The sequence below is a fragment of the Pseudomonas sp. GL_091 genome (assembly GCF_057837725.1).
On record NZ_CM174451.1, the window covers coordinates 977,956 to 1,000,283 of the forward strand.

Annotated in this window: 21 protein-coding genes; 11 read left to right on the top strand and 10 right to left on the bottom strand. The window is 59.6% G+C overall.

The features are described 5' to 3' along the window. Positions 1–79: 79 nt before the first annotated feature. Entirely contained in the window at positions 80–1,456 is a 1,377-nt protein-coding gene (locus tag AC3ITY_RS04440; protein WP_489307825.1) for an L-serine ammonia-lyase, read from the bottom strand. 135 nt (positions 1,457–1,591) lie between these two features. Between AC3ITY_RS04440 and AC3ITY_RS04445 the strand changes: the two genes are divergently transcribed. The 5 genes from AC3ITY_RS04445 to AC3ITY_RS04465 all read left to right on the top strand — a co-directional run bounded on the left by AC3ITY_RS04445 (position 1,592) and on the right by AC3ITY_RS04465 (position 7,570). Continuing rightward, positions 1,592–2,539: a LysR substrate-binding domain-containing protein gene (locus AC3ITY_RS04445; RefSeq protein WP_008046773.1), complete on the top strand. Its 948-nt coding sequence runs from the start codon at positions 1,592–1,594 to the stop codon at positions 2,537–2,539. Positions 2,540–2,753: 214 nt separating this feature from the next. Beyond that, positions 2,754–3,161 carry an HPF/RaiA family ribosome-associated protein gene (locus AC3ITY_RS04450; RefSeq protein ID WP_007970346.1) on the top strand — a complete coding sequence of 136 codons (408 nt, stop codon included), beginning with the start codon at positions 2,754–2,756 and terminating at the stop codon, positions 3,159–3,161. Between the two features lie 251 nt (positions 3,162–3,412). Beyond that, positions 3,413–3,985 carry an RNA polymerase sigma factor gene (locus AC3ITY_RS04455; RefSeq protein ID WP_489307826.1) on the top strand — a complete coding sequence of 191 codons (573 nt, stop codon included), beginning with the start codon at positions 3,413–3,415 and terminating at the stop codon, positions 3,983–3,985. After that, the gene (locus AC3ITY_RS04460; protein WP_489307828.1) at positions 3,982–4,971 is read left to right on the top strand and encodes a FecR family protein; all 990 of its coding nucleotides are present in this window, start codon (positions 3,982–3,984) and stop codon (positions 4,969–4,971) included. The genes AC3ITY_RS04455 and AC3ITY_RS04460 overlap by 4 nt, the downstream gene beginning before the upstream one ends. Before the next feature lie 169 nt (positions 4,972–5,140). Next, positions 5,141–7,570, top strand: a complete 2,430-nt coding sequence (locus tag AC3ITY_RS04465) for a TonB-dependent siderophore receptor (RefSeq protein ID WP_489307829.1) — start codon at positions 5,141–5,143, stop codon at positions 7,568–7,570. Between the two features lie 131 nt (positions 7,571–7,701). Here the strand turns inward: AC3ITY_RS04465 and AC3ITY_RS04470 are convergent, their stop codons facing one another. Further along, on the bottom strand, positions 7,702–8,577 hold the full coding sequence (locus tag AC3ITY_RS04470) for a helix-turn-helix domain-containing protein (RefSeq protein ID WP_223459138.1): 876 nt from the start codon (positions 8,575–8,577) through the stop codon (positions 7,702–7,704). A gap of 151 nt (positions 8,578–8,728) precedes the next feature. On the opposite strand from AC3ITY_RS04470, the gene AC3ITY_RS04475 reads away from it, so the two are divergent. After that, complete coding sequence (locus tag AC3ITY_RS04475; RefSeq protein ID WP_489307831.1) at positions 8,729–9,631, top strand: DMT family transporter; 903 nt, start codon at positions 8,729–8,731, stop codon at positions 9,629–9,631. 6 nt (positions 9,632–9,637) lie between these two features. Here AC3ITY_RS04475 and AC3ITY_RS04480 read toward each other — a convergent pair whose 3' ends face one another. Beyond that, positions 9,638–10,147, bottom strand: a complete 510-nt coding sequence (locus AC3ITY_RS04480) for a DUF2165 family protein (protein ID WP_489307832.1) — start codon at positions 10,145–10,147, stop codon at positions 9,638–9,640. 195 nt (positions 10,148–10,342) lie between these two features. After that, entirely contained in the window at positions 10,343–11,317 is a 975-nt protein-coding gene (locus AC3ITY_RS04485; RefSeq protein ID WP_489307834.1) for a 2-hydroxyacid dehydrogenase, read from the bottom strand. 194 nt (positions 11,318–11,511) lie between these two features. On the opposite strand from AC3ITY_RS04485, the gene AC3ITY_RS04490 reads away from it, so the two are divergent. Continuing rightward, a complete protein-coding gene (locus AC3ITY_RS04490; RefSeq protein WP_223459130.1) occupies positions 11,512–11,769 on the top strand; it encodes a hypothetical protein in 258 nt (85 codons plus the stop codon). A gap of 144 nt (positions 11,770–11,913) precedes the next feature. Here AC3ITY_RS04490 and AC3ITY_RS04495 read toward each other — a convergent pair whose 3' ends face one another. The 5 genes from AC3ITY_RS04495 to norR all read right to left on the bottom strand — a co-directional run bounded on the left by AC3ITY_RS04495 (position 11,914) and on the right by norR (position 16,366). After that, the gene (locus AC3ITY_RS04495) at positions 11,914–12,663 is read right to left on the bottom strand and encodes a YkgJ family cysteine cluster protein (RefSeq protein WP_489307835.1); all 750 of its coding nucleotides are present in this window, start codon (positions 12,661–12,663) and stop codon (positions 11,914–11,916) included. A gap of 83 nt (positions 12,664–12,746) precedes the next feature. Next, positions 12,747–13,073 (bottom strand): hypothetical protein, encoded by a 327-nt coding sequence (locus tag AC3ITY_RS04500; protein ID WP_489307836.1) that lies wholly within the window; start codon positions 13,071–13,073, stop codon positions 12,747–12,749. Between the two features lie 171 nt (positions 13,074–13,244). After that, the gene (locus AC3ITY_RS04505; RefSeq protein ID WP_489307838.1) at positions 13,245–13,730 is read right to left on the bottom strand and encodes a GNAT family N-acetyltransferase; all 486 of its coding nucleotides are present in this window, start codon (positions 13,728–13,730) and stop codon (positions 13,245–13,247) included. Next, on the bottom strand, positions 13,731–14,633 hold the full coding sequence (locus AC3ITY_RS04510) for a chemotaxis protein CheV (RefSeq protein WP_223532662.1): 903 nt from the start codon (positions 14,631–14,633) through the stop codon (positions 13,731–13,733). 182 nt (positions 14,634–14,815) lie between these two features. After that, positions 14,816–16,366 carry a nitric oxide reductase transcriptional regulator NorR gene (gene norR / locus AC3ITY_RS04515; RefSeq protein ID WP_489307841.1) on the bottom strand — a complete coding sequence of 517 codons (1,551 nt, stop codon included), beginning with the start codon at positions 16,364–16,366 and terminating at the stop codon, positions 14,816–14,818. Positions 16,367–16,522: 156 nt separating this feature from the next. On the opposite strand from norR, the gene hmpA reads away from it, so the two are divergent. Both hmpA and AC3ITY_RS04525 read left to right on the top strand, forming a co-directional pair. Then, positions 16,523–17,704, top strand: a complete 1,182-nt coding sequence (gene hmpA, locus AC3ITY_RS04520) for an NO-inducible flavohemoprotein (protein WP_489307843.1) — start codon at positions 16,523–16,525, stop codon at positions 17,702–17,704. A 294-nt stretch (positions 17,705–17,998) separates the two neighbouring features. Continuing rightward, positions 17,999–18,508: a disulfide bond formation protein B gene (locus AC3ITY_RS04525; RefSeq protein ID WP_489307845.1), complete on the top strand. Its 510-nt coding sequence runs from the start codon at positions 17,999–18,001 to the stop codon at positions 18,506–18,508. 550 nt (positions 18,509–19,058) lie between these two features. Here the strand turns inward: AC3ITY_RS04525 and AC3ITY_RS04530 are convergent. Then, the gene (locus AC3ITY_RS04530; protein WP_489307847.1) at positions 19,059–19,319 is read right to left on the bottom strand and encodes a hypothetical protein; all 261 of its coding nucleotides are present in this window, start codon (positions 19,317–19,319) and stop codon (positions 19,059–19,061) included. A gap of 27 nt (positions 19,320–19,346) precedes the next feature. Between AC3ITY_RS04530 and cyoA the strand changes: the two genes are divergently transcribed. Then, complete coding sequence (cyoA, locus tag AC3ITY_RS04535) at positions 19,347–20,291, top strand: ubiquinol oxidase subunit II (protein WP_489307848.1); 945 nt, start codon at positions 19,347–19,349, stop codon at positions 20,289–20,291. A 3-nt stretch (positions 20,292–20,294) separates the two neighbouring features. After that, positions 20,295–22,325 (top strand): cytochrome o ubiquinol oxidase subunit I, encoded by a 2,031-nt coding sequence (gene cyoB, locus AC3ITY_RS04540; protein ID WP_489307850.1) that lies wholly within the window; start codon positions 20,295–20,297, stop codon positions 22,323–22,325. Positions 22,326–22,328 lie beyond the last annotated feature (3 nt).

Sequence of the window (22,328 nt, forward strand, 5' to 3'; positions counted from 1 at the left end):
GCGAGCAAGCTCGCTCCTACAGGGGGCCGCGTTTTCTGCACGTTTCAGGGCAATAAACCTCGACGTGCCTCCAAAGCGATCAGCATTCCACCCAGTTCACCGCCAGACCGCCCCGCGACGTCTCTTTGTACTTGTCGTGCATGTCGGCCCCGGTGTCGCGCATGGTGCGGATCACCCGATCCAGGGAAATGAAGTGTATGCCGTCGCCGCGCAGGGCCATTTGCGTGGCGTTGATGGCTTTCACTGCGGCGATCGCGTTGCGCTCGATACACGGCACTTGCACCAGTCCGCCCACCGGGTCGCAGGTGAGGCCGAGGTTGTGTTCCAGGCCGATTTCGGCGGCGTTTTCCAGCTGCTCCGGGGTGGCGCCAAGCACCTCTGCCAGGCCTGCGGCGGCCATGGCGCAGGCGGAGCCGACTTCACCCTGGCAGCCGACTTCGGCCCCGGAGATCGAAGCGTTTTTCTTGCACAGGATGCCGACGGCAGCTGCACCCAGGAAGAACGCGACTACGTCGTCCTCAGACGCATCGGCATTGAATTTCATGTAGTAGTGCAGCACCGCGGGAATGATCCCCGCCGCGCCGTTGGTCGGTGCCGTGACCATGCGCCCGCCGGCGGCGTTTTCTTCGTTCACTGCAAGGGCGTACAGGTTGACCCATTCCATCGCTGACAAGGTGGACGTAATGACGTTCGGCTTGCCGATTTCCTGCAGGCTGCGATGCAGTTTCGCCGCTCGACGTGGAACATTCAGACCGCCGGGCAAGATGCCTTCGTGGCGCAAGCCCTGCTCGACGCATTCGCGCATCACCGACCAGATATGCAACAGACCCTGGCGGATCTCTGCGTCACTGCGCCATGCCCGTTCGTTGGTCATCATCAGTTCGCTCACCCGCAGCCCGTGCTCATTGCACAGCTTGAGCAGTTCGGCGGCGCTGGAGAAATCGTAAGGCAGCACCACATCGCCGGCCGGTGCGACCCCGGATTCAGCTTCGGCCGCTTCGATGATGAAACCGCCGCCCACCGAGTAGTAGGTTTGCTCGAACAGTTCGCCGGTTTCACCCAAGGCTGTCAGGGACATGGCATTGGGGTGGTAGGGCAGGCTCTCGTTAAGCAGCAGGAGATCGCGTTGCCAGTCGAAGGCAATTTCCGCAACGCCTGCCAGGCACAATTTGCCGGTTTCGCGCAGGGTGTGAATGCGCCTGTCGATGGTGGTGGGATCGATGCGGTCGGGCCATTCGCCCATCAGGCCCATGACGCAGGCGCGGTCCGTTGCATGGCCGACGCCGGTCGCTGAAAGAGAACCATAGAGGCGGATTTCCACGCGTCGCACGTCAGCCAGAAAACCGTGATCGACCAGCGCTTGGGCAAATGTTGCGGCAGCGCGCATCGGACCGACGGTATGGGAACTGGACGGGCCGATGCCGACTTTGAATAGATCGAAAACACTGATAGCCATGCTAAAGCCTTTACATGCAATGGAAGGGTAATCGCTGCCATTTCTGTAGGACAAGCGCAATTTGGGCGATACTGCCTGTCACGATCCTGCGTGACCAACGAAAATTCCTAAGACATCCTTTAGCAGGACTAAACGATGAGCCGTCAATTACACGCCCAGACGTATGTCTGGCTGAACGTGTTTGCCTGTGCCGCGCGGCACCTGTCGTTCACCCGGTGCGCCGAAGAACTGCACATCACACCAGGGGCGGTCAGCCAGCAGATTCGCCAGCTGGAAGAACGCCTGGGCTTTCGCCTGTTTCACCGCCGCGCCCGCGGAGTGGAGCTGAGCGCAGAGGGCCAGCGCCTGGCCATTACCGTCAACGAGGCCTTTGGCAGCATCGACGCGGAATTGCGGCGACTGGATGCGGGCATGATCAGCGGGATTCTGCGGGTGCGTTCGATTCCGTCGTTCCTGAGCAAATGGCTGACGCCGCGCCTGCCGCGTTTGCAGCAGCGTTTTCCGGACATTCAGCTGCGCCTGGTGGCCGAGGACAGCAGCGTGCCGTTGCATGAAGGCGATTTCGACCTGGCGATCGACCTGAACGACGGCAGTTATCCGGGCCTGTTATCCACAGCCTTGCTGGATGAACAGATTTTTCCGGTGTGCGCGCCGAGCCTGTTGCGTGGTCGTCCGCCGCTGCACGGTCCGGCAGACCTGATGCACTTTCCCTTGTTGCACGACATCACCGCCTGGCGCGGCAGCTACGAGTACGCGGAATGGGAGTTTTACCTCAACGCCATCGGCTTCGAGGGGGCGGATGTGCGACGCGGGCATACGTTCAATCGCAACCACCTGACCATCGAAGCGGCCATCGCCGGGATGGGCGTGGCGATTGCGCGACGAACGTTGCTCAATGATGAGTTGGAGCGTGGTGCCTTGATCGTGCCGTTTGGCTTGGCGGTGCCCAATCACAAGCGCTACATGCTGCTTTACGCACCGGGGGCGTTGAGCCATCCAGGTGTGCGCGCGGTGCACGATTGGTTGGTGGAGGAGGCGGGTGCTTTTCGCAGCCTGCACCCGTTGGGGGAGCGGCAAATGTGAGCAATTATTACGTAAGAGCAGGGCGACCCAACTCCCGACCTTAACAGCGCTTTTACCGGTTGTCCGGCTTTTTTTTGCGATTGAAAATTTATCTTTTTTAGGGGTTGAATTGTTCAGCGTACAGACCGATTGTGTAAGTAAGAGGTCACGGTGATGACGCCCAAGGGCTTAGCTGACCGGCCTCTCGCGAGCTAGCTGAAATAAGGGATGAACTATGCAAATCCAAGTCAATAGCGATAACCATATTCAAGGCAGTAAACGACTGGAGGAGTGGGTACGTACGACCATTGAGAGCACGCTCGAACGCTACGAAGAGGACCTGACACGAGTCGAGGTTCACCTGCGGGACGAGAACGGCGACAAGCCGGGTCCCCACGACATGCGCTGCCAACTGGAGGCGCGGCCAAAAGGCCATCAACCGGTTTCCGTCACCCATAAAGCCTCCACCATGGAGCAGGCGATCGACGGAGCAGCTACCAAACTTGAACATGCGCTGGAGCATATGTTCGGCAAATTACGCGGCAAACGAGCCAATGTGGTGCCCATCGAGAGTGGCGCCCATGCCGACCAGCTGCTGGAAGAAGAGTTTCTGGAAAACGAACAGGCGGCGCTTAACGGCTGACACCTGATTCACTTTTTACCTTCCCATTAGAACGGGCCTGCATTGCAGGCCCGTTTTCGTTTCGGTGGCTTTTGGATTTCATGGTCATTGGCTGGCTGTGGGGACAGCCAGGTTTGCGGTGCAACCAACGGGATTGATAGCGGGCTGCACCCGATCTTTTTGCATATGAGAATATTTATCATTAATATTGTGGCCTTGCCGGCCCCTGACGCTGTCGTGGCCTCACCGGTTTTCAGGTCGAAACATGAACGATGATCACTCTGCCCCCCGACCCCCACGATAACGAGCGCGATCAACAGCGCGACGACCGTGCGCATTTTCTCAAGGTGTTTCTCTCCCAGCGTTCGCAAATGGAAGCACTGGTGAGTCGGCGTGTCGGTTGCCGGGCGACAGCGGCTGACCTGGTACAGGATTTGTTCCTGCGTTTCTGGCGGCGGCCGCTGGTGCAAGTCGAGGAACTCAGCACCTACCTGTTGCGCTGCGCCGGCAACATCGCCATCGACCATTTGCGCAGTGAAGGCACGCGGGTCCGGGTCAGTGAAGGCTTGATGGTGGAACCACCGGACAGCCATGACGTTGGACCGCAAGCGGCGCTGGAGGCGGGCAACGATTTGCGTCATGTCGAAGCGGCGTTGCGCGCCTTGCCGGAGCGTACGCGGCAGATCTTTTTGCTCAATCGCATCCATGGCCGTAAATACGCCGAGATCGCCAAGGCCATGGGCTTGTCCCAAAGTGCCGTGGAAAAACATATGATGCGCGCCCTCGAAGCCTGCAAGGCCAGCCTTCGGGAACCCGAACCGCGTACGCCAGGGAAAGCACCGTGAACCACCTCGAACGCGTCACTCCGACGCCCGCGCAGGAGCAGGCCGCGCTGGCCTGGCTGAGCCTGTTGCATGACCAGCCCAGCAGCGGTGACCAGGCGACGTTCAGCCAATGGTTGCAAGCCGACCCCGCCCATGCCGAGGCCTATGCCCAGGCGCAGGTAATGTGGGAGTTGAGCGAAGGGCCGGCGCGCACGCTCGCCGATGAAGACGCTTTTGCCTTGCAGGGGTATCTCCACGCCATGGACAAGCCGCGGCGCAACACGGTCGGGCGTTGGTCCGGTGCGCTGGCGATGGCCGCGTGTCTGCTGTTGATGATCTGTCTCGGCACAGGCTGGCAGCCGATGCGCTGGATTGATGACCTGGGGGCGGATTACGTTTCGGCACCGGGGGAAATTCGCACCGTCACCCTGGCCGATCAGTCGCAGGTGACACTGGATGCCGACAGCGCCATCGCCGTGGATTTCAGTCGCGGCGAGCGGCGTGTGCAACTGCGTCGCGGTGCCGGTTTTTTCAGCGTTACCCACACCGGCGAGCCGTTTGTGGTGGAGGCCGAGAAAGGGCAGGCGCGGGTCTTGGGCACGCAGTTCGAAGTCCGTTTGCAGCCCCACGGTACACAGGTCACGGTGCTGTCCGGTCGAGTCGGCGTGACGGCGGACAAAAATGCCGAGCAGCAGATCCTCACTGCCGGCCAGCAAGTGGCCTATGGCGAAGGCTCGGCGGAAAAACTCCAGGCGGTGGACAGCGAAGCGCAGTTGGCATGGCGCCAGGGCTGGCTCAATTACTACAAGGCGACGCTGGCCGATGTGGTGCAGGATTTGGGGCGCTATTACTCCGGACGGATCGTGTTGCTCAACGATGAACTGGCGACGCGGCGGGTCAGTGGCAGCTTTCCGAGCAGGAACCCGCAGGCGGTGTTGAGTTCGTTGCAGGGCGTGTTGGGGTTTGAGCAGCATCAGGTTTTGGGGCATCTGATTATTTTGCGTTGAGGCGACTGGCCCCATCGCGAGCAAGCTCGCGATGACGGCAGATCAGACACCCAACCACTCAAATAAAAATATTTTCAAATTTTGCTGAGGTAAACCCGATTGCCATTCGTGTAGTGACTGAAACTGCGAGTCATTCGCATCCGTTGCGGTTCTACACAGGTCATGAGTCATGAAGTCCAGGGCAAAATCGGGTTCGGTCAAACAATGGTTGAGTGTGTCTGCGTTGAGCTTTTCGGCATTGGCCTTGTTGCCGCTGAGCGTGGCGCTGGCCGCAGAGACGGGCAGCAGTCGGCCGCGTGGGCAATTCAATTTCGCGCTGGCCGCCAAACCGCTGCCCCAGGCCCTGAGTGATTTCAGCCGGGTGACCGGCATCAGTGTCGTCTACACCGATGAAGCGCCGTACGGCCTCAATGCGCCGGCCATCAATGGCCAGATGAGCGCCGAACAGGCCCTGCAACGACTGCTCACTGGTTCGGGCTTGACGTTCCGTCGCACCGACGGCCACACCATTGCACTGGAGCCACGGCCGACTGAAGGTGCGTTGAACCTGGGCGCGACCACCATCACCTCGGTGATGGATGACTCCATGAGCTACCAACCGCCACCCACCACTTCAGTGATGCGCTCCTCGGCCCCGGTTCAGGATATCCCCCAGACCATCAACGTCGTCCCGGCCCAGGTCATCCGCGACCAGGCGCCGCGCAATCTCGATGACGCCCTGGCCAATGTCAGCGGCATCACCCAGGCCAACACCCTGGGCAGCACCCAGGATTCGGTGATGGTCCGCGGCTTTGGCGACAACCGTAACGGCTCGATCATGCGCGACGGCATGCCGATCGTGCAGGGCCGTGGCCTTAACGCCAGCGTCGACCGGGTCGAAGTACTCAAGGGTCCGGCCTCGTTGCTCTACGGCATCCAGGATCCGGGCGGCGTGGTCAACATGGTCAGCAAGAAGCCCGAGCTTGAGCAGTACAACGCACTGACCGCGCGCGGTTCGAGTTATGGCGACGGCAAGAACGGCAGCGGCGGCGGTCTCGACAGCACCGGGGCCCTCGGCGATTCCGGGTTGGCCTACCGCATGGTGCTGGACTACGAAGATGAGGATTACTGGCGCAACTTCGGTGTGCATCGCGAGAGCCTGATCGCGCCATCCCTGGCCTGGTACGGCGAAAGTACCAAGCTGCTGTTCTCCTATGAGCACCGCGAATTTCTCACACCGTTCGACCGTGGCACGCTGATCGATCCACGGACCAACCATCCACTGGACATCTCGCGCAACGAGCGTCTCGACGAGCCGTTCAACAACATGGAAGGGCGTTCGGACCTCTATCACTTCGAGGCCGATCACGAACTCAACGACAACTGGAAAGCCCATTTCGGCTACAGCTGGAACCGTGAAACCTACGATGCCAGCCAGGTGCGCGTGACCGCCATCGACACCAAAAATGGCACCCTGACCCGCAACATGGACGGCACCCGAAATGCGATCAGTACCGACCGTTTCACCACCGCCAGCCTCGAAGGCAACGTGAACGTGCTCGGCATGCAGCACGACCTGCTGTTCGGCATCGACGACGAATACCGCAAGATTTATCGCGAAGACCTGATCCGCCAGAAAAGCCGTACCCAGTTCAGCTACGTGAACCCGATCTATGGCCAGGAAGTGCCGGGTACCACGGTCAGCGCGGCCGACAGTGCGCAGACCGATGAACTGCGCAGCGATTCGGTCTTCCTGCAAGACTCCATCCACCTCACCGATCAGTGGATTCTGGTGGCCGGTGCGCGTTTCCAGGCGTACGACCAGTACGCCGGCAAAGGCGTGCCGTTCCACGCGAACACCGACAGCAACGGGCAGAAATGGGTGCCGCGCGCGGGCCTTGTGTACAAGTACACCGATGCCTTGTCGTTCTACGGCAGCTACACCGAGTCGTTCAAACCCAACTCGACCATCGCACCCTTGAGCGGCAGCAGTACCGTGCTTGACGGCGGCATCGCGCCGGAAGAAGCCAAGTCCTGGGAGCTGGGCGCCAAGCTCGATCTGCCGGGCCGCGTCACCGGTAACATCGCACTGTTCGACATCAAGAAACGCAATGTGCTGGTGTCCAACGCCGAAGGCCCGACCACGGTTTACAGTGCCGCCGGTGAAGTGCGTTCCCGAGGCCTGGAAGTGGACCTGAGCGGTCAGCTCACCGATCACTGGAGCATGATCGGCAGCTACGCCTACACCGATGCCGAGGTCACCGAAGACCCGGATTACCAAGGCAATCAACTGCAGAACGTGGCGAAGAACAGCGGCTCGTTGTCGGCCGTCTATGACTTCGGCAGCGTCATTGGCGGTGATCAGCTGCGGGTCGGCGCCGGGGCGCGTTATGTGGGTGAGCGCGCGGGCAACGCGGTGAACGATTTCGACCTGCCGAGCTACACCGTGGCCGATGCGTTCGCCACCTACGACACCAGGGTCGAAGGGCAGAAGGTCAAGTTCCAGCTCAACGTGAAGAATCTGTTCGACCGCACCTACTACACCTCGGCGGCGAGTCGGTTCTTTGTTTCGATGGGGGATTCGCGGCAGGTGACGTTGTCGAGTACCTTGGAGTTCTGACGATAGACCGTGTCATCGTTCTTCGTCGGAACGCCGCCCGGAGCCGGCTCGCTCCCACAGGGAAAAACAGTCCAAAGGTGGGAGCGAGCCTGCTCGCGATGGCGGCCTGAAAGGCGCCGAAAACACCGGATCTAGCGCAAAAACGCCTGCCGATACTCACCGGGTGTCCCGCCAAGTGACTGGCGAAACCGGTTGGTGAAGTGGCTGGCACTGGAAAAGCCGCAGGCCAGTGCAATCTCCCCCAGTGGCTGCGAGGTCGTGCGCAGCAACTCCCGCGCCCGGTCAAGGCGCCGCGCCAGCACGTACTGGTGGGGTGGCAAGCCGAAGCTTTCGCGGAACATTCGCGCGAAGTGGTATTCCGATAACGCGCATAACGCCGCCAACTGACCGAGGCTGATGGCCTCGTCCAGATGGCTGTCGATGAACTCCACCAGATGCCGACGCTGATGCGCGGCCAACCCACCTTTAAGGCGCAAGCCCTGACGCACGTTGACCTGGCTGAGCAGGGCATGGCTGAGCAATTCGTGAGCCAGGCTGCTGGTGAGCAGACGCTCGCCCGGTTCGTCCCAGTTCAAGGTGATCAACTGCCGAAAGCGCAGCGCCTGCTGCGGATCATCGAGAAAGGTCTGCTCGCGCAGCTGCATTTCCCGTGGTTCGCGATCGAGCAGGGTGACGCAGCCGAGGGCAAATTGTTCGGGGCTGAAATACAGGTGTGCCAGGCGAATATCGCCGTTGATCACCCAGCCTGACTGGTGATCGGCCGGGAGGATGCACAGTTTGTCCGGACCACCCTTGTTGTCGGGCTGGTCGCGGCGAAAGGTGCCGGTGCCGCCGGCGAGGTAACAGGACAACGTGTGGTGGCTGGGCGCTTCGTATTCCTGGGCGTCGTGGTGATTGCTCCACAAGGCTGCAGACAAGCCGTCACCGAGCTCGGCACTGTGCTCGAGGCGAGCATTGGGCGAGCGGTTGAGGGCTTGAAAGACTTGTAGGGTATCCAGTGCAGCCATGATCGTTGCTCTCTAACACCTGCATCCAACGCCTTGCATCCTACTCCGTAGACGTGCGCCTGCCAGCCTGCCGCCAGACAAAAGCGCAAGTTTATGCAAGTGCGCCCAAGCGTGGCGCCGGACACTGGGCTCCTATCGAGGAGCCTTAGTCATGAACCTTTCGTTGTACCTGCTGACCGTGCTGATCTGGGGCACCACCTGGATTGCCTTGAAATGGCAACTGGGCGTGGTGGCCATTCCCGTGTCGATCGTCTATCGCTTCGGCCTCGCCGCGCTGGTGCTGTTCGTGATCCTGCTGCTCAGCCGGCGGCTGCAAGTGATGAACCGCCGCGGGCACCTGATCTGCCTGGCTCAGGGCTTGTGCCTGTTCTGCGTCAACTTCATGTGCTTCCTCACGGCGAGCCAATGGATCCCCAGCGGATTAGTGGCCGTGGTGTTTTCCACGGCCACCCTGTGGAATGCCCTCAACGCGCGGGTGTTCTTCGGTCAGAAAATCGCCCGCAATGTGCTGATGGGCGGTGCGCTGGGCCTGCTTGGCCTGGGCCTGCTGTTCTGGCCGGAGCTGGCCGGGCATACCGCGAGTCCGGAAACCTTGCTCGGCCTCGGTCTGGCCCTGTGCGGCACCTTGTGTTTCTCGGCGGGCAACATGCTTTCGAGCCTGCAACAGAAGGCCGGCCTCAAACCGCTGACCACCAATGCCTGGGGCATGGCCTACGGGGCGGCGATGCTCACGGTGTGGTGCCTGGTCAAAGGCATTCCCTTCGACGTGGAGATGAGTGCGCGTTACATCGGGTCATTGTTGTACCTGGTGATTCCAGGCTCGGTGATCGGGTTCACCGCTTACCTGACGTTGGTCGGGCGCATGGGGCCGGAACGTGCTGCCTACTGCACTGTGCTGTTCCCAGTGGTGGCGCTAAATGTCTCGGCGTTCGCCGAGGGTTACCAGTGGACCGCTCCGGCACTGGCGGGGCTGGTGATGGTCATGTTGGGTAATGTGCTGGTGTTTCGCAAGCCCAAGGCAAGTGCCAGTCCGGTGGCGGGCAAGCTGGCCTGAAACTATTCAGGTATCCTTTGCCGTCAACAGATAAATAATACCGAAGAACATGTATTGAATGTGGGTTTGTGCCCATTCAAAGGCGTTGGCCTGTTTGGAATACTCTAAGTCAAACCATTCGTTTAGTATGATGATGTAGAAGGTCTGATACGCAAAAATGGCTGTAATAAAGCCGATTGTGGCAAATTTTTTGGCTTCGTGGAACTCGCTGTGCGGTGCATCGAGTTTACGGTAGAGTAGATAAAATCCAACTATGAAACTGCATGTGAATATGGTCTCGAGTGTGATCAGTGCCCAGTAAAAGCGGTGGTGAAACAGGGTTGAGCTGATGGCGCGGTAACGGCGGGAATCATTGCCGGTGGTGTCGCTCATGCTGATGATTCGCCCGATATACTCGGCGTATGCAGTGTAGTCGGTAATGTTGTTGATAAGGGTCGTTGTACCGAATAATGCCGCCATGAAGACAACTATTAATTTGCTCCGCCTTACCAGGCAGGCAGTGGTGAAATAGCTCATGCAGGATGCTCTCCGAATGTACGATTGATGTGTTTTTGTCTTTCGGAGTTTATAGAGGTTTAGATGGTGTGGGGGTGAAGAGTGGTTTGCAGGTTATGTCGTTTGTTATATGGGTTAGACGGTAAGTTGTTTAAGGAAAATGTTTTTCAGGATTTATATAAAGTGGCACGCCGATTATGACGTGCCATTGTTTAATCAGGCTTTCCACACCTGCGGATTGACTAGATCCTGCGGCCGTTCGCCCAGCAGGGCGCTGCGCAAGTTGGCCAGGGCACGGTTGGCCATGGCATCGCGGGTCTCATGGGTGGCCGAGCCGATGTGCGGCAAGGTCACGGCGTTTTTCAGCTGGAACAGTGGCGACTCGGCCAGCGGTTCTTTTTCGTACACGTCCAGCCCTGCACCACGAATGCGGTTGTTTTGCAGCGCTTCGATCAGCGCCGGCTCGTCCACCACCGGACCACGGGAAATGTTTACCAGAATGGCACTCGGCTTCATCAGCGCCAGTTCGCGATGGCTGATCAGGTGTTTGGTTTTCTCGCTGAGCGGCACCACCAGGCAGACGAAATCAGCTTCGGCCAGCAATTGATCGAGGCTGCGGTACTGTGCGCCGAGTTCCTGTTCCAGCCCGGTCTTGCGGCTGTTGCCGCTGTAGATGACCGGCATATTGAACCCCAGGCGACCGCGCCGGGCGATGGCCGCACCGATGTTGCCCATGCCGACAATGCCCAGGGTTTTGCCGTGCACATCGCAACCGAACAGCTGCGCACCGACAGTGGCTTGCCATTGTCCGGCCTTGGTCCAGGCATCCAGTTCGGCGACGCGACGGGCGCTGCTCATCAACAGGGTAAACGCCAGGTCGGCGGTGCTTTCGGTGAGCACATCCGGCGTGTTGGTCAGCATGATCCCGCGTTCGTTGAAGTAGGCCAGGTCATAGTTGTCGTAGCCCACCGAGACGCTGGACACCACTTCCAGCGTGGTGGCGTTTTCCAATTGGGCGCGGCCGAGTTTGCGACCGACGCCGATCAGGCCGTGGGCGTGGGGCAGGGCTTCGTTGAATTGGGCGTTGATGTCGCCGTTTTTCGGATTCGGCACGATGACGTCGAAATCCTGTTGCAGCCGTTCAACCATTTGTGGAGTGACGCGGCTGAATGCAAGGACGGTCTTTTTCATGGGGGACGGGCTCGTCGGGCGGTAAAGAATGATGAGCACGCTAACATTCTTCACGGGATTTGTGCGAGTCGTCAGGCGGTCAATGCAAGCTTGCAGCTTGTCGTGCTCCATCCAGTTATACTGCCGCACTTCTTATACTGTGGCATGCGGCCCACTCACCGGGCCCGACATTTCATGCACCACCCGGAGCTTTCATGACTTCCCCGAAACAACCGCCGATCGCCGACGCCCTGAGCGACGTTCAGGCAGAGCTGCCAGACAGCGTCGACTCCAGCGCCGACAGCGAAACCAAAGCCGAGATCCCGGCGTTCAAGTTCCCGTTCAAGCCGGGTGATCTGGCGGCCGCCAAGGGCTCCAACCAGCCGTGGTACAAGAACGGCGCCAAGAATGGCCACACCAAGACGCCGGGCATGGCGCCGCCGGGGACTCGTCGGTCGATGGGCAAGCGCTGAGTTCTTAAGTCAGCGGTGCCTGATCTGCCGTCTTGGCGAGCAAGCCCGCTCCCACATCTGATCGCATTTTCATGAAAGAACGCGCTCCCCTGTGGGAGCGGGCTTGCTCGCGAAGGGGCCGGCACAAACACTGCAAATCCAGAATCAAACCGCGCGCAACGAAATGAACGCATAGTTCGCCGGCGCATCCGTTACCACCTGTGCGCCAGCCGCCAGCACTTGCCCGGCAATGTCATCGCCGGACACATGAAACAGCCATTCGCTGCCCCACTCAGGCAAGGTTTGTCCCGCCAGGTCGTCGATGATCGCGGCAAATTCCGCCATATCCGGCAGATAAGCAGTAAACCCATCACCCTTCAGGGCTGTCGTGCGGATGCCCAGCAATGCGCAAATTGCATCCTTCATCTGAATATCGTCACGATCCGCCTCGCGTGAGCGCTGGATCAGTTGCACCAGCTCCTGATCGACCAGATTGCCGCCGACGATCAGCTCCGGCCCTGTTTCCCATGACTCTGGCGGGCACTCTTTGGCGGCGGTGTTCGGCGCAATGTGCGGATTGATTTCCATCGGATAAATGCGACATACCAACGGCCGGCGTTCGTAGATGCGGCAGAGGTTGTCTTCGTCAAGATTTCGGCAGGGGCCGACATTGTAGGCGGCGAAGGTAATGGCCACGTACGTCTCGGATTCGCCGCTGCGCACCGCTGCCGAACGGCGTTCGGCGTGTTCCCGTTGCTGCACCGGCAGACCCAGGCCGTTGCCCAGAAACGCTTCCACCAGGACGATCACCTGACCACCGTCGGCTGCCCACATCCGGGCTTCGCTCAGGGTCAGGGGCACATGGTGGTCGTTGCAGCATTTACCGCAGCCTACACAGGAAAACGTTGTATTCATCGAGCGTTCGTTCGCATCACGGTGCATGAAACGGCGACAGAATGCCGCCGCAAAAGCCGCTATCGAAGCAAATTATGCGCCACTCAGTTTGCCTTGCCGGCCGGGCGGATGGAGTCCCATTCGGTGACGTACGCGGTTTTGCTCTTTTTGTTGTAGAGACACAACTCGGTGCCTGGTGCGCCTTTCATGTGCTTTTGCGGGTACTGGCCCTGGAGCAGGAGCGCGGTGTAACCGACCCGGTCATCGAACTGCGCGGCGTTGCCGAGCGGTTTGCTGTCCTTCAGCCCGCTGGCCTTGGTGCAGCTGGTGAGTACTGCTTTGTCGTAGGTGGCCCAGGCGTCGGGGCTGGAGGCATGGGCCTGCGTGGCGAGGGCGGTGAGGCAGAAAAAAGTCAGGGTTGCTGCTTTCATGGTTCAGGCATCCTTTGTGCTGTGGCCGAAAGGTGAGTATGCCTGAAGGTTTTGAGGTGGTTGTGCCGACCTCTTTGCGGGCAAGCTGCTCCCACAGTGGTCGAGTGTGGCCACAGATTTTGTGTACGACGGGTAACCTGTGGGAGCGAGCTTGCTCGCGATGGCGTCGTGTCAGAGTGGAACCGGCTCCCGACGGACCGCGCGCATCCCGACGCTTTCATACAAGCGCCGCGCCCGATGGTTGTCTTCACGTACCTTCAGGTCCACGAAACCTTCACGCCGCTGCTGGAACATCTTGAATGACTGCAACAACAGTGCACGCCCCAACCCCCGGCCCTGAAACCGCGGATGCACCACCAGATTCTTGATATAGGCACTGGTCCAGCACTGACACACGCCCACCACTTCTCCGGCATCCAGGGCAATCAAGCACAGGGCCGGATCATATTCCGGATCGGTTTCGAACTGCCGTTGCCACATGTCCAGCGCGGCTACGCGACCACCACCGTCGAGATAACCGAACTCCATCAACCGGTGTACGGCGGCACCCAGTTCGGGGCGGTACTCGCTCAATTGCAGGCCAGCAGGCCAATCGGGGGACGGCGCGACGACAGAGAGGTCGCGCCGCATCAGCCAACAGAATTCTTCGGTCAACATTCAATAACCCTGTTCGGCGACAGCCTTGGCCGCGGTGATCAGGCACTGGGTCAATTCCGGCGAAGAGAATTTGGTCAGCACCGCGTTCGCCCCCGCCAGTCGTGCTTTCTCGGCGTTCATCGCACTGTCCAGCGAGGTGTGCAGCAGTACATAAAGATGTGCGAAATCCGGGGTTTCCCGCAGGGTGCGGGTGAAGGCGTAGCCGTCCATCTCCGACATTTCGATGTCCGAGACGATCAGGTTGATCTGCTGCGCGGTGCCTTGCAGATCCAGCAGGCAGTCGATGGCTTCCTTGGCGCTGCGGGCGGTACGGCATTGCAGGCCAAGGTTACGCAGGGTGTGCACGGATTGCTGCAAGGCGACCTGGCTGTCGTCGACCACCAGGATGCGCGCGTTGCCGAGCAGTTCGGCGTCTTCCATGCTCAGTTCGGTCGGCGCCATTTCGATTTGTGCCGGGGCGATGCCATGGATGACTTTTTCGATGTCCAGCACTTGCACCAGGGTGCCATCGACCGACGTCACGCCGGTGATGTAGGCGCGCAAACCACCGGAGCCGAAGGGCGGCGGGCGGATGTCGGTGGTCAGGCAATGGACGATCCTGCTCACCGCCTGCACGTGCAGACCCTGCTTGGAGCGGCTGACGTCGGTGACGATCAGGCAGCCGCCGTTGGGGTCTTCCAGCGGACGCTCGCCAATGGCACGGCTGAGGTCGATTACCGACAGCGAGGCACCGCGCAGGGTGGCAATGCCTTTGACGTGGGGGTGCGACTCCGGAAGCCTGGTCAGCGGCGGGCAGGGAATGATTTCACTGACCTTGAGCAGGTTGATCGCCATCAGCTTGCCGCTGCGCAAGGTAAACAGCAAAAGCGAAAGTGAGTCTGCGCGGGCTTTGGTGGAGGACATATGAACCTTCTCTGGAAAAAGGTGACGGGCAATCCCGGGATCGCCAATGACTTCGATGCCGGGTTATCGACGTGTCGGAGGCGGGCTTTAGGGTGAATACCTCTCTCGGGTCAAACACAGGACCATTGTGTCGATCCGACAAGCCCCCTCGCCACAAAGACTCCACTCACCCTATAGCGACGCTATTTCATCCCCAACCGCTTGGCCATCCGCCCCAGGTTCGCCCGATCCAGGCCCAGCTCACGGGCCGCGCTTGCCCAATTGTTGTTGTGCCGCTCCAGGCAGGCACCGATCAATTGACGCTGATAATGCTCGGTGGCCTCGCGCAAATCGCCGGTCACCGCTTGCGTGATGGTAGCGACGGGTTGCTCTGCGGCGGCTTCAACGCTGGCGTTGGGCAAGTCCAGGTCGGCTGCGCTCAAACTGAGGATCTTCGGCCGTTCCTTGCAATTGCCCAAGGCCTTCAAGGCGCTGCGGCCGATCAGATGTTCAAGCTCGCGCACGTTGCCGGGCCAGTCGTAGGCCAACAGCGCAGCCTGGGCGTCGCTGTTCAGGCGCAGGCTGTTGAGGCCCATGCGCGAGCGGTTCTGCTCGAGGAAGTAACCGCTGAGCAGTAGCACATCACGCCCGCGATCGCGCAGGGCAGGCACCAGCAGCGGATAAACGCTGAGGCGATGGTAGAAGTCGGCGCGGTAACGGCCGCTGCGCACTTCTTCGGCGAGGTCGCGGTTGGTCGCCGCGATCAGGCGCACGTCGACCTGATGCTCCTTGTCCGAACCCAGTCGCTGCAGTTGACCGCTCTGCAACACCCGCAGCAACTTGGCCTGCACGGTCAGCGACAACTCACCGACTTCATCGAGGAACAGCGTGCCGCCATTGGCCAGCTCGAACTTGCCACGGCGGTCGTTCATCGCCCCGGTAAAGGCGCCGCGAACATGGCCGAACAACTCGCTTTCCACCAATGTGTCGGGCAATGCGGCGCAGTTGAGGCTGATGATCGGTTTGTCGGCGCGGGGTGAGGCGGCATGGATGGCCTGGGCCACCAGTTCCTTGCCGACCCCGGTTTCGCCCGTAATCAACACGGTCAGGTCGCTGCCGCCCACCAGGTTGATTTCTTCCACCAGTCTTTTATGGGCCTTGCTCTGGCCAATCATCTCGCGATTCTGCTGGCCGCTGGCCTGGCGGTAGACCTCGGCGCGTTGATGCTCGTCTTCGACCCGGTTGTTCAACCGCTCGATGCGTTCGGCAGCGTTGACCGTGGCCGCCGCGAGGCTGGCGAAGGCTTGCAGGGCATCCAGTTCGATCGGTTCGAAGCGCTCTGGGTCGAGGGCATCGAGGGTCAGCAGACCCCAGGGACGCTCGTCGATGAACAATGGGCAACCCATGCAGTCGTGGACTTCCAGATGATCATCCAGGCCATCGACCAGGCCGTCATAGGGGTCAGGCAAGTCGCTGTCGGCAGCGAAACGGGTCGGGCCGGGGCCGCTGAGCAGCGCTTCGAAACGCGGGTGCTCGCTGACCTTGAAGCGCCGACCGAGGGTGTCGGTACTCAAGCCGTCAACGGCCAGCGGCACCAGCCATTCACCATCAAGGCGCAGCAGGGCGGCGGCGTCGCATGGGAGCAGGGCGCGCATGGCTTCCAGTAGGCGGCGATAACGCTCACCCTCGGGCAGTTCGCGGGACAGGTCGGAGACCAGGGGCAGCAGGGCGGTGAGCAGGGATTTTGCAGTCATAGTGACTCCGTGTAGTCGGTATGACTATAAATCAAGGGGTGTCTAAATGACTATTAAGTTTTTAACTTATTAATTTATAACGATTAAATAGTTGGCACGGAAGCTGATAAGCATAGGGTAATCCGTTAGCAACCCAAGAAGACCAGGAGTCACCTTATGCTGAGCGCTCAAGACCGTGCCATCGTCAAATCCACCGTACCGCTGCTCGAAAGCGGTGGTGAGGCGCTGATCACGCACTTCTACCGCATGATGCTCTCCGAATACCCGGAAGTCCGCCCGTTGTTCAACCAGGCCCACCAGACCAGCGGTGATCAGCCGCGTGCCCTGGCCAACGGCGTATTGATGTATGCGCGCCATATCGACCAGCTCGACCAGTTGGGCGACCTGGTGGCCAAGATCATCAACAAGCACGTGGCCCTGCAGATTCTGCCGGAGCACTACCCGATTGTCGGCAGCTGCCTGCTGCGGGCCATCGCCGAAGTATTGGGCGAAGAGATCGCCACCCCGGAAGTGATCGCGGCCTGGGGCGCGGCCTACGGCCAACTGGCGGACATCCTGATCGGTGCTGAAACCAGCATCTACGACCAGAAGGAACAGGCCCACGGCGGCTGGCGTGGGGCGCGGGAATTCATCGTGGCCGGCAAGGTGGAGGAGAGCGCAGAGATCACCTCGTTCTACTTTGAACCTGCAGACAAAGGCCCGATCCTGAAGGCAGAACCCGGCCAGTACATCGGCATGAAACTGATCCTCGACGGTGAAGAGATCCGTCGTAACTACTCGCTGTCGGCGCTGGCGAACAAAGGCCAGTACCGCATCAGCGTCAAACGTGAAGCCGGTGGCCGCGCTTCCAACTACCTGCACGACCAGTTGCAGGTCGGCGCCAGCATCCAGTTGTTCCCGCCATCGGGCGAGTTCACCCTGACCGCCAGCGACAAGCCGCTGGTGCTGATCAGCGGCGGCGTCGGCATCACCCCGACCCTGGCGATGCTCGAAGCGGCGCTGGAGACCCAGCGGCCAGTGCATTTCATCCATTGCGCGCGCAACGGCAGCGTCCATGCCTTCCGCGACTGGATCGACGGCCTCGCCGAGCGTCACCCGCAACTCAAGCGCTTCTACTGCTACGCCGAAGATGACGGCGTGAGTCCGGCGGCGCACAAGGTCGGTTTGTTGAGCCAGCAGCAGTTGAATGAATGGCTGCCGGAGCAGCGTGACCTTGATGCTTACTTCCTGGGGCCGAAAGGTTTCATGGCCGCTATCAAGCGTCACCTCAAAGCCCTGGGTGTGCCGGAGAAGCAAAGCCGCTATGAGTTCTTCGGGCCGGCTGCGGCGCTGGAGTAAGGGGTTGGCGCGGTGAGCCAGCAGGCTCACCGCGTTGGCTTCATCGCGGGCAAGCCACGCTCCCACAGGGATTTGTGTCGATCCAGATTGATGTGAACGACACAAAACCTGTGGGAGCGCGGCTTGCCCGCGATTGCTTCACCTCGGTCCTGAACTGAAAAAAGCCAGAAAGTTAATCCCTCCTTAACCGCCTTATCGTCTATTCCCCCGAATCCCCCTCACATGCTCCAGGCTCTCAAAGGTCCGGGCCAGCGTGTAGACTGGCGGGCAATCGATATCTTCAAGGGAAACGCGATGAGCGATGAATCCATGCGGTTGGGGCGTGAACGGCGCTACCTGGTGTTGTTGGGCATCATTTGCCTGGCGCTGATCGGCGGTGCGCTGTACATGCAAATTGTTCTGGGCGAGGCCCCTTGCCCGCTGTGCATCCTGCAACGTTATGCGTTGTTGCTGATCGCGATCTTTGCCTTCATCGGCGCGGCCATGCGCAGCCGTCGCAGCATCACGGTGTTTGAAACCCTGGTAGTGATCTGCGCACTGGCAGGCGTCGGCGTTGCCGGGCATCACGTCTATACGCAGTTCTATCCGGCGGTCAGCTGCGGCATCGATGTGCTGCAACCGATCGTCGATGACTTGCCGCTGGCGAAGATCTTCCCGCTGGGTTTCCAGGTCGATGGTTTCTGCTCCACGCCATACCCGCCGATCCTCGGTCTGTCGCTGGCGCAGTGGGCGCTGGTCGCCTTCGTGCTGATCGTGGTGCTGGTGCCGTTGCTGGCGTCGCGTAACCGCAAAGCGCTGCGCTGAGGTCATCTGCGCCGCGCATTGTCGGACAAAAAAGCCCCGGTCCTCGAAGAGAGGACCGGGGCTTTTTTTGTCTTGCAAAGCACATTTCAGAGGCTGGGTAAAAAGACCGTGACGGGCGGCAATCAAGGGTGCGACACATGTGCGACATGTTGTCACAGAGTCAGTGTCGCAGGGCGTTCGAAGAGGCCGGATTGGTACATGGAAACGTAACGAAATTGGGCTGTTTTGCAGGCTTGCGGTTTTTTCCATTGCGAACGCGAGCAGGCAGTTTTAACAGGGTCTGGCGAATGGCCGGAGCCCCCGTCATATCGGGCTTCGGGCAAGGTGAAGGGCGGTGAGGAGGGACCCGATACTGTCTGAACTGTGGGTGGAAGACCTACTTATTGTGGTGTTTTTGTTGAGAATTAATTTCGATAAGATGCGCCGCTTTTGCGAAAACGGTTAATGATTGTTGCCGGTTCGGATAAAAATTATTTCGGGATGAGACATGGTTTATACAACGTTACATATCTACAATCGCCCGCACTGAATCCCCGGCACTGCTCAAATCTTAACCAGGCGTGAGCAGAAACAGGGTGTCGAGAGGTCTGGTGGCTTCATGCGATGCCCAGGTGTCGGAGCCTCCAACTACCCGCACCAAATGGAATTGGTCTGTAACAAGGCCTTTGACCACGAATTCGAATAAGAACTCACCGCAGGCCCGGGATTTGTCGTACAGCGTCTGACGCACGATGGGCATGCCCTTATTCAATCCAAGAAAAATGCCAACCCTTGGCAGGGTGAAGTGTTGGCGATCAAAACCCAACTGCATTGCGCAAGCTGCTTTAGAGGTCGTGAGATGAGTAAAAACAGGTACCCCAGACTACTAGGCTTATTGCCGCTGATCGGCACGTTGTTGCTGTCAGGCTGCAACATGACCTTGCTCAATCCCAAGGGCCAGGTTGGTCTGGACGAGCGAAACCTGATCATCACCGCAACGCTGCTGATGCTGTTGGTCGTGGTGCCGGTCATCGTCATGACCTTCCTGTTCGCCTGGAAATACCGCGCGTCCAACACCAACGCCACCTACACCCCGAAATGGAACCACTCCACCAAGATCGAGATCGCGGTGTGGGCTGTTCCAGTGCTGATCATCATTGCCCTGGGTTACGTCACCTACAAGTCGACCCACGCCCTTGACCCGTACAAGCCGCTGGAATCCGACGTCAAGCCTGTGACCATCGAAGTGGTCGCGCTGGACTGGAAGTGGCTGTTCATCTACCCGGAACAAGGCATCGCCACGGTCAACAAGATCGTGTTCCCGGCGCACACCCCGATCAACTTCAAGATCACTTCCGACGCCGTGATGAACTCGTTCTTCATCCCTGCTCTGGGCGGCCAGATCTACGCGATGGCGGGCATGCAGACCAAGCTGCACCTGATCGCCAACGAGAACGCTGAAATGGACGGTATCTCCGCCAACTACAGCGGCGCGGGTTTCACCGGTATGAAATTCAAAGCGATCGCAACTTCCCAGGAAGATTTCGACGCCTGGGTAAGTGAAGTCAAAAAGGCACCTAAACAGCTTGAACAAGCTGAATACGCAGCCCTTTCCAAACCAAGCCAGAACAACCCAGTCGAGCTCTACAACTCGGTTACCCCAGGCATGTTCCAGTCCATCGTCGACAAGTACGAAGGCATGAAACCAGGTCCTAAGGTCAAGCACGAGAAAGCAGAGAAAGAAGTGGCCCAGATGGAAGGGATGGACTCGAGTTCGCATTCAGCTGCCGGGGCAGAGGAGTAAACGATGTTTGGTAAATTAAGTTGGGAAGCGATCCCGTTCCACGAACCGATCGTGATGATAACCATCTCCATGATCGCGCTCGGTGGTCTGGCGTTGTTCGCTGCAATCACCTACTTCAAGAAGTGGACCTACCTGTGGACCGAGTGGCTGACGTCGGTCGACCACAAGAAAATCGGCGTGATGTACATCATCGTCGCCATGGTCATGCTGCTGCGCGGCTTTGCCGATGCCATCATGATGCGTACCCAGCTGGCCATGGCCACCGAGGGTTCGCCTGGCTACCTGCCACCTGAACACTATGACCAGATCTTCACCGCTCACGGTGTGATCATGATCATCTTCATGGCGATGCCATTCTTCACCGGCCTGATGAACCTTGCAGTGCCGCTGCAGATCGGCGCGCGTGACGTTGCCTACCCGTTCCTGAACTCCCTGAGCTTCTGGCTGCTGGTTTCCGGCGTGGTGCTGATCAACCTGTCCCTGGGCGTCGGTGAATTCGCCAAGACCGGCTGGGTTGCCTATCCGCCGCTGTCAGGCCTGCAATACAGCCCTGGCGTGGGGATGGACTACTACATCTGGGCGCTACAGCTATCCGGCCTGGGTACGACGCTGACGGGGGTCAACTTCCTGGCCACCGTGCTGAAAATGCGTACCCCTGGCATGAAGCTGATGGACATGCCGATCTTCACCTGGACCTGCACCTGGGCCAACGTCCTGATCGTGGCTTCGTTCCCGATCCTGACCGCTACCCTGGCACTGCTGACGCTTGACCGTTACATGGATTTCCACATTTTCACCAATGAACTTGGTGGCAATCCGATGATGTACGTGAACCTGTTCTGGGCGTGGGGTCACCCTGAGGTGTACATCCTGATCCTGCCAGCGTTCGGTATCTTCTCCGAAGTCATCTCGACCTTCACCGGCAAGAAACTGTTCGGCCACCACTCGATGGTCTACGCATCGGGCGCAATCTCGATCCTGGGCTTCATGGTTTGGCTGCACCACTTCTTCACCATGGGTTCGGGTGCCAGCGTCAACGCCTTCTTCGGTCTGGCGACGATGCTGATTTCCATCCCGACGGGTGTGAAGCTATTCAACTGGCTGTTCACCATCTACCAGGGCCGTCTGCGTTTCACCAGCCAGGTTCTGTGGACCCTGGGCTTCATGGTGACCTTCGCCATCGGCGGCATGACCGGCGTATTGCTGGCCATCCCGGGTGCCGACTTCGTTCTGCACAACAGCCTGTTCGTGATCGCGCACTTCCATAACGTGATCATCGGCGGTGCGGTGTTCGGTTACATCGCCGGTTTCGGTTTCTACTTCCCTAAAGCGTTCGGCTTCAAGCTGCACGAAGGTTGGGGCAAGGCAGCATTCTGGTTCTGGATCAGCGGCTTCTTCGTCGCGTTCATGCCGCTCTATGCACTGGGCTTCATGGGCATGACCCGTCGTCTGAACGCCACCACCAACCCTGAGTGGGTGCCGTACTTGTACGTCGCCATGTTCGGTGCGGTGATGATCGCCGCAGGTATCGCTTGCCAGCTGATCCAGCTGTACGTCAGCGTGCGTGACCGCAACAAGCCGGAAAACATGTGCGAACACGGTGACCCGTGGAATGCACACACCCTGGAATGGTCGACCTCGTCGCCACCTCCGTTCTACAACTTCGCCGTGCTGCCAAAAGCCGATGTTGTCGACCCGTTCACCGAAGCCAAGGAAAACGGCACCGCGTACAAGGCCCCGGCCAAGTACCAGCCGATCCACATGCCAAACAACACCGCGACCGGTGTGGTCATGGGTGCTCTGTTGACCGTGTTCGGTTTCGCGATGATCTGGCACATCTGGTGGCTGGCAATCGCTGGCCTGGCCGGCACCGTGATCTACTTCGTGATCCACGCGGCCCGTGATGATCAAGGCTATATGGTGCCGGTCGACGTGATCGAGCGCATCGAAGCCGAGCAGCACAAGCGTCTGGTAGCGGCAGGGAAAATCCCGGCCACTGCCACCCGTGTTGAAACCTCGTTGGAACAGGCTTAAACC